Here is an 8,927-nt window from a genome sequence, read left to right as displayed (position 1 = left end):
GACGTGCGAGCAGCGCTCGGTGACACCAGGCTATCGGTCGACAAGCGCTTCAGCGGCACCGACGGTGAGCACGGTCGTCGCTGCCGCCCGAGCTGGGCGCACATCTGCTCAACCGCGACCCGCCCGATCACACTCGGCTCCGGCGTCTGGCAGCTGCCGCCTTCACGCCTCGCCGCGTCGCCGACCTGCGCCCGCCGTCGAGAGAATCGTCAGCACACTGCTGGACGGTCTCGCCGGCCACGACCACGCGGAAATGATCGGCTCCCTCGCGTCACCGCTGCCTTTACAGGTCATGCATGAGCTACTTGGCCTACCCACCAGACCAGCGTCGACTTTCGGACCTGGACGAACACGCTGCTGTCCGCCGAGGCCAACCAGCCCGCACAGTCACGATCCGCCATGGCGAATGCGGCGTTTCCTTATAGAGCAGTTGGCGCACAAGGGAGCGCACCCCGGCGACGACCTGCTGACCGGTCTCCTTGCCGCACGTGACGACGACGACCGGCTCACCGACGATGAGCTGGTCGCGATGGTCTTCCTGCTGATGTTCGCCGGCTACGACAACTCCGCCGCGCTCATCGGCAACGTAACCCACGCTCTGCTCACCAACGCAGAGGTGCACGAGGCGGCGCGCGCTGGATCGCTTGCCCTTGACGAACTCATCGACGAGGTCCTGCGCTGGAATCCCTCTTTTCCGCTGGCGGTCCGACGATTCGCCCGAGAGCCCTCACCATCGCCGGTCAGGCGATCCCCGCCGGTGATCGCATCTGGCTGTGTCTGGCCAGCGCGAATCGAGACCCCGCACAGTTCTCCGAGCCGACGACGAACTCGGCATGCCCGGCGAGCGGCGCCCGCACCTGTCATTCGGGCACGGCATCCACTACTGCCTGGGCGCACCACTCGCCCGCCTCCAGACGACCGTGGCCGTCACCAGCCTGGTAGCCCGCTTTCCTGGGATACGGTTGGCCGTACCCGCCCACGACATACGGTGGCGGGAATCGTTCCGACTACGCGGACTGGTCGCCTTGCCGGTTCTCCTGTAGGGCGACGATGGGAGCGCGGTCCCGCTGCGGTCTTCGTCCTTGACCACCCAGATACTCGGCCGACGCGGGGTCAGCGGCGACCAGGCCCTGCGCCTAGGGAGGTGGTAAGTGCATCTGCCGTCAAGTGGAGGAGGTCGGCGACGGCCGAGGCCGAACCGCGTTGGCCCGGAATCGGCGCGAAGGCACGCGATGCCTCCGCTATCCGCGCCGCGTCACCCGGGCGGCCGAAATTGATGATCCCGCCTGCATCGGCCCGGTTGGCGACAGCCGCAGCCAGACCTTGAGCGATGACCGCAGCCCACGCCGGCACTGAGATCATCTGGTCGGGTTGGTAGGCATCGACGGCTGTAACGCCATCGTTGGAGCGATCCACGCGAACCGTGGTTCGATCTGCGTCATGCATTCTGGGCCACCCCGTGTTGGCTTACCTCGATCATGGTAGAAACGCCTCTCCGCGTCGGCGCCGTTGCGGACCCCGGTGCAGCCGTCGTCGGGCGACAGCGTCGCTCCCTCGCGTGCGCCCCGTGTCGCGCGTGGAAGCACACCCAGGCTGGCCGCAACATACTGTGGTAGGCCCACCCCCGGTTCCGGCTACCGTGGTAGTTGATCGTCAACGACTTGCAGCATAAGCTCTGGCCAACCCGACGTTCAACACGTAAGTAGTTTTCTCATGGCTCCGTGAGCACTACAGTAGCCACGGATGACGCCGGCTGGGAGGATCGCATGGCCACCGCGAATGAGCCGAATGCCACACCGCCCACCCTTCAGGACAAGATCAACGTACTCGTCGAGCTGCCCCTACCGCCTGAGTTCACATCGGACTCTCTGCGATCCCCCGACAGTGTCGGTGAGCGCGTCAGGGCTATCGCCACGGCTGCTGGGATCTCCGAGTCGCTTCTCAACGCACTGCGCCTCGGACAACGCGACAACCCCACCAAGGCGACGATGCAGAAGCTGGCCGACCTCTACAAAGTAGATCCCGCTTACTTCACCGACGGTGCGCTCGGTACCGAGATATACCGCCAGCTTCGACTTTTGCAAACGTTGGCCGAGATCAAGAAAGGCCACACTCCACAGCTGAAGGTCGCTTTCCGTAACCACTTCGAGCTGTCCGACAAGGGTGCCACCACAGCCTTGCAGATGTTGGAGCAGCTACGCGATCTTGAAGCCCAGCACCAGCGGCCGACGTGAACCCGTGACATTTGCGCCAGACCAAGCCGGGCCTAACGACGCTGAGGTCGACCGACTGAGTTGCCCACGCCCGATCGGGGTCTGCACCCGCGTGATGCCGGCGGCATCAGGCTTCCTCTGATAGCGGGAGTATTCCTTGGCATCGGGCCAGGTGCAGGTGCCGGCCGGAACAAGGTGGCTCTGACTCCTCATCGGCAACAAGGCCTCATTAGAGTTCAGACCGGGAATGGGCATGTAGCCCCATCGGGGTGATGCCGGCGGCATCACCCGATGGGGCTATCGGCCGTTTGTCATGCCTGCCCCTGATGCTCTTGTGGACGGGATAGGGCTTGTCGAAGATGGCGTCCTCGGCCGCTTGGGCGAGGGTGGCTTGGGTGGTGACAGGTATGCCGAAGTTACCGCCGTAGGGTATCGAGCCGAGCCGGCCGTGGCCCGCGTGATGAGGGCTTCACTGGTGGTCAGGGCAGCTTCCAGGGCGCTCGCCGACGAGGTGGGCATTGGGCGGTCGAGTCCGGCCCGGTTAACCACGGTGGTCAGGGCGTCGGCCTGTTCGGTGGTGCCTGCGGAGATGCAGGCGTGCGTGAGTAGGTCGCGGGCGGCGTAGCCGTCGCCGGCGTGGAGGACCGTTCGGATCAGGTGTAGGGCGGTGCTTGTTGCGGCCGGATGATCTAGGCCGCCGATGGCATCGATGATCGATAGTGCTAGGCGGGTACGGAAGACCACCAGTGTGGCGTCGGGTCGGACGTTCTGGTAGCTGCTGATCAGCGCTAGCTGCCCTGTGATTGTCGGTGGGGGCCGGTGGGCCGGGTGAGTGCGACGAGGCAGGCGGTGACTGCTGCTTCCCACGGTTCGCCGGGTTCGGTTTCGTCGAGTAGGGCTTGGGTTTGGGCTTGTTCCCCGCGGATGGCGTGGGCGATCACGGCGACTTGGCGGCCGTCGAGCATGCGTCGGCCGATGCCGCGGTGGCGGCGGAGTTGGGTTTCGGCGTCGTTCCAGCGGCCTGCGGTGGTGAGGGCGCGGGTGCCGTCGGCGAGTTGGAGGCTCCAGAGCCATTGGTCAGCTCGCGGTGGGTGTCGGGTGCGCGGGTGAGGGCTGCGGTGGGCACGGTGATGCCGTCGATGACGGTGTCTGTGCGGGTCCGAGTGGCCTGGAAGAGCTGGTCGAGTAGGAGGACGGCGGTGTCGCCGTCACCGTCGCGGATGTGGAGCCGGGCCAGGTTGATCAGCGGTTCGAGGGCGAGTCGGGCACGTCGACTGTCAGCTGGTGGATGTTTCAGCCAGACGCGGGCGTGCCGGTGACACCAGGTACGGGCCAGGTCGGGTTGGGCGCAGTCGGAGGCGATGAGCGCCGCTTGGTTGCAGACGCGGGCGGCCGCGGTGAGATCATGCTCGGTGGCGGCTTGCTCGGCGAGTGCGGTGAGGACCCTGATTCTCGCGGTGAGGGCGGTGCATGGTGGTCGCGACCGGGCGATGAGTGGGAAGCGGCGGGCGACCGGCCCGGTGGGGTCCATCATGGCCGACGGCCAGGGTCCGCATCCACGGCACCGTCCGTTGAGGCCGCGCTTGACCCGCTGTGCCGATCGTGGGCGGGTGTCCCGTCGAACACGACGGTGGTGGCGGTGGTGGCTAGGACGGCTTGTGTGGTGGCGGGAAGCCCGAGCCGGTTCCACGCGAAGATGACGTGGTGGGCGAGGATGTCACGCAGGCCTCGGCGCAGTTGCCCGCTGGCGTTGAGCCGGGCGAGGTCACGGCCGGCGCTCGTGTACCCGGCGAACCACTGGGCTGCCGCAGCCAGGGCCGCGTCCGGGACGGTGAGGGTGGTGGTGTCGACGGTCATCAGGCGCCGCACAGCGGCTTGGAGGTGCGCGTCGTCGGTAGGTGTGGGCGGGTCGCGGTGGGCGGCGACGCGGGCCCAGACGTCGCCTTGTTCGTACCAGTCGAGGCCGGCGGCGCGCAGCATCGTGCTGCACAGCAGCAGCGTCAGCTCGCGTCGTCGCCGGGTGGTGGGCTGGTCGCAGGTGGCGGAGAGATGTGCGAGCAGGTGGCGGCTGTCGTGGTGCCAGAATCGGTGGGCGATGTCCATGGCGTGGGTGCCGCCGAAGGCATGGGTTTCGGGTTCGTAGACGACGTCGATGGCCCCGGTGAGGAGCTGGGCGTGGCACATCGCGTCGAGATGGTTCCGCAGGTAGGTGTGGGCGTCGCTGCTGGTGGGTAGGTAGCGCAGCCGCCAGTGAGCCGCTTTGCGGATGAAGAACCAGCCGGTGAGCAGCCCGCGGTCCTCGGCGGTGGTGAGGACGGGCAGAGGCGGGTGACGGTGGTGTCTTCGGCGTGTTCGGGGTCGGGGAAGGTGATGGTGATCTGCTGCCAGTGCGCGGGGGCCATGGTCGTCTCGGGTCAGGCCAGTAGGAGGACGGTGTCCCAGTCGGTGGCGACGGTGCCGGTGCCTACGGTGTGCAGGGCGAGGGCCGCGCCGGCGGCACCGTCGAGTAGTTCCGGGTCGGCGACGGATCCGGCGGACAGTTGCCTGGTGATTTCGTCGGTGAGTCCGGGGAGTTCGTCGGCGAGGTGGTGGGTGCTGGCGTGGGCGGTCATGCGCCAGGCGGCCTGGAGCAGGCCGGCTTTGCCGTGGCACAGGCCGACGTCGGGCAGCAGTGCGCGCTGGGCCGGGTCGCGCAGCGCGTCGAGGATGGCGGCTTCGGCTGCGTGGTGGCGGGTTGTCTCGCCGAGGGCGAGGCCGGCGAGTTGCTGGGCACGGGCGGTCCCGGCGATGCCGTAGCACCACGATGGGCGAGGCCGCTGCGGTGTCTCGATGCGACGGCTGGTCGGGTCGGCGGTGAGGTAGCCGGGCCACCACCAGCCGTTGTCCGTCGGCTGACGCCACTGGTCGGTCCAGGCGCACAGCCGGGCGAGCGCCTCGGGCACGTCGGGTGTGGCGGCGTCGCGGAGGACAGCGAGCGAGAACAGGGCGATTATGGCGCTGATGCCGTGGGCGACGCCGAGGTTGCCGTGTCCGGCCGGGTAGTGGATGGGATCGGCTTCGCCGGTGAGGCCTGCGGCGAGCCACCACGGCGGCACTGCGGCATGCCTGTGGGGGCCAGCGCTGGTTAGGGGTTGGGTGAGCCGGGCCAGGTAGGTGAGCACGTCGCGGGTGAGCGGATCCCGGGGTGGCGGTGCAGGTGGTAGACCCCGATCCCGGTGAGGCCGTGGATCAGGTCGAACTCGCGCATCGTCAGGGGTTCGCCGCGGTCGATGCGGGTGTGGGCGGCGGCGAGGCGTTGCTCGGTGACGGCGGTGGTCTTGTCGTCGATCGCGGCGCGCACGTTTCGGTAGTGGCTGGTGCCGGCGGCGGCGAGGTGCAGCACGAGGCCGAGGGCGGGGGCGCCGTGGTAGAGGTTCGCGTTGGGGCCCGTGCTGACCGGTTCGGAGGCCGCGAGCGTGAGCCAGGTATGCGCGGTGGCCGGGTCGCCGTGCCGGTGCGGGCACGTTCGATGTGTAGCAGCGCGATCCCGAGGGCGCCGCCGGCCAGCGACTGCGGCCGTTTCCGTGCGGCCGGGGTCTATGACGGTGTGTGGGGGTCGGTTAGGGCGTCGGCGACCGCGGTGGCGGTGGCTAGGGCGGCCGGGTCGGTGCGGCAGGTCATTGGTGGCTCCGTGATCGGGTGCTCCAGCTCAACGCGGCCGCGCGGGCGAGGTGCAGGCAGACGCGTTCGCTGTCGGGGTGGGGGCCGGCCATGCGGGTGTGGTGCAGGTGCAGCAGGTCAGGCAACAGGACGGCGATGGTGGTGGTGCTGGCGGTGTGCAGCTTGTCGCGGTAGGCGGCCAGGGCGTCGCGGCGGTGCTGCCATGCCGTGAGGATCTGGGCGCCGTCGGGCAGCGCGGCCAGGCTGGTGTGGTCGTGCGGGTCGGCGAGCCGGACGGCCTGTTCGTACATTTCGCGGGCTGGCGCCGGCCGTGGGTTCGGGTGTGTTCGGTCAGCCACCGCAGTCCAGCGCGGGTGTCGCCGATCGCGGCGAGGGTGAGGTCGAGCAGGCTTGCGGCGGTCATCGCCCGTAGGTCGGGGCCACCGCGTGCTTCCGTAGTGGTGAGCTGGGTGAGCGCGGCGGCTGAGTCGGCGGCGAAGTACGCCTCGGCCGCGGCGAGTGCGGCGGGTCCACCGAATCGGGCGGTTTCGGGATAGTCGGTGTCGGCCTGCATGTGGGCGATCAGGCCGGCGTGGCGCAGCTCTCGCGCCCATCCGGCGATCCGGGGCGCATCGACGGGGCCGGTCAGGCGCAGCCGCAGGTGCGGGTCGGGGTCGCCGTAGCGCAGGAACCACCACCGCACGTCCGCGTCGAGGGTGGCGAGCAGGGTGGGGAGGTGTCGGGTGAGGACAGCGGCCTGCCGGTCCGGGTGGCCGTACAGCTTGAGGTAGAGCCGCCCGGGGTCGCCGGGTAGGTGGCCGTGTGCGCGGACGTCGACGACCGTGTCGGCCCAGCGCGGCGGTGGGATTGGTGTGGTGGTGGCCGCCAGGGGGATCACGATCTCGTGGGCGTGGCCGCCGATCCATCCGGCGCTGCCGCTGGCGGGCGCGGCGCGTAGCAGCGCGGTGTCGGTGCGGGTGAGGTGATCGCGTAGCAGCGCCTGGTGCGCGGGTTCGGTCAGGTCCAGGCTGATGCGCTGGTCGCCGGTGCCGAGGTACACCGTGTGGGGGCAGCGGACCGTCTCGCGCCAGGCCGCCAGGCCGTCGCGCCAGGTGGTCCAGTCGGCGTCGCGTCCAGGAAGGTGTTCTGCGGGGAGGTGCCAGCGGGCCGGGGCGAGGACCGTGCGGCCGTTGCGTACGGCCGGCAGGAACGGTAGGTCGGCGGCGGCGCCCCAGTCGAACACGGTGCAGGGCCGGGCCAGGGCGGTGGATGCCTCGGTGAGGAACCGCACGATCGGCTGCATGTGCCGGGTGGGCTCGACCGCGTTGAGCAGCATCGGCTGCACCACCCGCCGCCGTGACACCGACACCAGGTAGAGGCGCTGCGCGTCGGCGGTGACGGCGACGTCGCGGACGTCGATGTGGTGCGGCTGGTTGTCGTGGTACTCGCCGAGCGGCATCAGATACGGAAGGACCTGCGGGGCGCGGGCGACGTCCTCGGTGATCGTGTACGGGCAGGCGGCCGATACCTGGGTGACCAGCGCGCCGCGGGTCAGGGTGGGGATGGCTGTGTACTGGGCGGCGAAGCGGGCTCGGTTGGCCGGGTCGAGCAGGTCAAGGAATCGGCCGGTGGTGGTGCCGGCGTGTCTCGACACTCCGACGATCGATAGGGCGAAGTCGCCGCGTGTGACCGCTTCGGGACTGCGGGCATGTACGCGCACGGTCAGCTCGGTGCTGGGCTGCACCACGCCCACGGGGTCGGCGCCGGCGAGGTCGGCGATCGTGGCGTCGTCCAACTCGAGTTCATGTTGGCCGGTGAGCGCCGCGTGCTGCGCCAGGGTCAGCAGCCTCCGGTCGCGTCCGGTTAGCGCGGTCGGCGGGGCGGGCGACACGCCGCCGAACCCGGCCGGGTAGCCGAGCCCGACATCCGAATCCACGGCCTCGCTGACCGGGACGATGGCGTGCGGGCCGTAGCGTTCCAGGAACGGGTGTGCCACGCCTGCCAGCCCCCGGCGACGGGCGGTGCAAGACGGGCGAGCAGCCCGGCGACGCGGGCCGCCTCGTCGGCCACCGCGTGCGGCACGACCACCGTGGCGTCCAGCCGCAGATCCACCATCACCGGGTTGGTGTTCGCGGCCACGCCGGTCAGCGCCTCACCGAGTTCGCGGTGTGCGGCTGCGGTGTCGGCCGGGGCTGCGGTGTCGGCCGGGGCGGCGGTGTGGTGCCAGGCGGCGTAGCCGGTGCGGCGGTGCAGCCGCGTCAGAACCGCCCGCGTCTGGGCCAGGCCGGTGTGGTCGTCGCTGATGCCGTCGGCGTCCCGAAGCACGGCGTCGAGCTGGGCGATGAGGTGGGCCAGCGGGCCGGTGACGGTCATCGCTGGGCGCAGGTTCGTCAGCAGCAGGCGCTGCGTGATCAGCTTCGCGAGCAGCGACTCCACCAGGTCGGGACCGGCGGTGAAGTCGCAGGACAATTTGTGTGCCAGGTCGTCCACGCGGATCGGGTCGCCGGCCAGCGCCAACGCGGACCGGACCGGACCGCTCGCGCGAACGGTCACGTTCACGGGCGTACCGGCACGGGTGCGGCTGGACCGGTGCTCCAGCACCAGGTGCCCGTCACGTTCGATCAGCAGGTTGTTCGCCCGCACCATCAGGTGCGGGCGCACGTGCGGGTCGGCTTCGAGCCGGTCGATGACCGCGGTCAGCCAGGTAGCGCGGATCCGGGCGCCCGGCTGGTGGCCAGCCCCGATACGCGCCGCGCCGACCGCGCCGAGGCGAGCGGGCGCGATGGCGGCGAACAGCCCGTACGGTGTCGCCCGGCCGGTGGCGCGCAGCAGGTACCGCAGGACCGCCAGCACCGCCCGACGGACGTCGCGGTCGTTGACCGGGCTGCCGGCGCAGATCGTACATACCCGGTCGGCGAGCACCGGGCTGGCCTGCTCCAGTGCCGCCGCGAACGGCGGCAGCGTCATGGTGCGCGCGAGCCACGTGCGCCACGCCGCCGGATCATCACGGGTCAGGTCCGGCCAGTGTGCCGGCTGATCCGGCCGGCACACAGCAGCGCGGACCAGAAGCGCGTC

General features: G+C 70.0%; 6 protein-coding genes and 2 pseudogenes. 2 read left to right on the top strand and 6 right to left on the bottom strand.

From position 1 onward, the window contains the following. Positions 1–1,043 (top strand): annotated as a pseudogene (locus tag QTQ03_RS28770) (cytochrome P450 family protein); the annotation flags it as partial. Between the two features lie 723 nt (positions 1,044–1,766). Then, the gene (locus QTQ03_RS28765; RefSeq protein ID WP_289281140.1) at positions 1,767–2,234 is read left to right on the top strand and encodes a helix-turn-helix domain-containing protein; all 468 of its coding nucleotides are present in this window, start codon (positions 1,767–1,769) and stop codon (positions 2,232–2,234) included. 916 nt (positions 2,235–3,150) lie between these two features. Here the strand turns inward: QTQ03_RS28765 and QTQ03_RS28760 are convergent. The 6 genes and pseudogenes from QTQ03_RS28760 to QTQ03_RS30480 form a co-directional block, all read right to left on the bottom strand. Further along, positions 3,151–3,747, bottom strand: coding sequence for a hypothetical protein (locus QTQ03_RS28760; RefSeq protein WP_289281137.1), 597 nt, complete (start codon positions 3,745–3,747; stop codon positions 3,151–3,153). Continuing rightward, positions 3,744–4,481: a thiopeptide-type bacteriocin biosynthesis protein gene (locus tag QTQ03_RS28755; protein WP_289281142.1), complete on the bottom strand. Its 738-nt coding sequence runs from the start codon at positions 4,479–4,481 to the stop codon at positions 3,744–3,746. Before QTQ03_RS28755 ends, QTQ03_RS28760 begins: the two co-directional genes overlap by 4 nt. Positions 4,482–4,627: 146 nt before the next feature. Beyond that, positions 4,628–5,374 carry a lanthionine synthetase LanC family protein gene (locus QTQ03_RS28750; protein WP_289281136.1) on the bottom strand — a complete coding sequence of 249 codons (747 nt, stop codon included), beginning with the start codon at positions 5,372–5,374 and terminating at the stop codon, positions 4,628–4,630. After that, complete coding sequence (locus tag QTQ03_RS28745) at positions 5,338–5,595, bottom strand: hypothetical protein (protein WP_289281135.1); 258 nt, start codon at positions 5,593–5,595, stop codon at positions 5,338–5,340. Before QTQ03_RS28745 ends, QTQ03_RS28750 begins: the two co-directional genes overlap by 37 nt. Positions 5,596–5,869: 274 nt before the next feature. Continuing rightward, the gene (locus QTQ03_RS30485) at positions 5,870–6,163 is read right to left on the bottom strand and encodes a lantibiotic dehydratase C-terminal domain-containing protein (protein WP_353890658.1); all 294 of its coding nucleotides are present in this window, start codon (positions 6,161–6,163) and stop codon (positions 5,870–5,872) included. A gap of 11 nt (positions 6,164–6,174) precedes the next feature. Continuing rightward, positions 6,175–8,819, bottom strand: a pseudogene (locus tag QTQ03_RS30480) (lantibiotic dehydratase); the annotation flags it as partial. Positions 8,820–8,927: the final 108 nt, after the last annotated feature.

Origin of the sequence: Micromonospora sp. WMMA1363, assembly GCF_030345795.1 — a bacterium.
Classification (GTDB): domain Bacteria; phylum Actinomycetota; class Actinomycetes; order Mycobacteriales; family Micromonosporaceae; genus Micromonospora.
The sequence above is the reverse complement of the archived record's forward strand: the minus strand, read 5'-3'. Positions and strand labels throughout refer to the sequence as shown.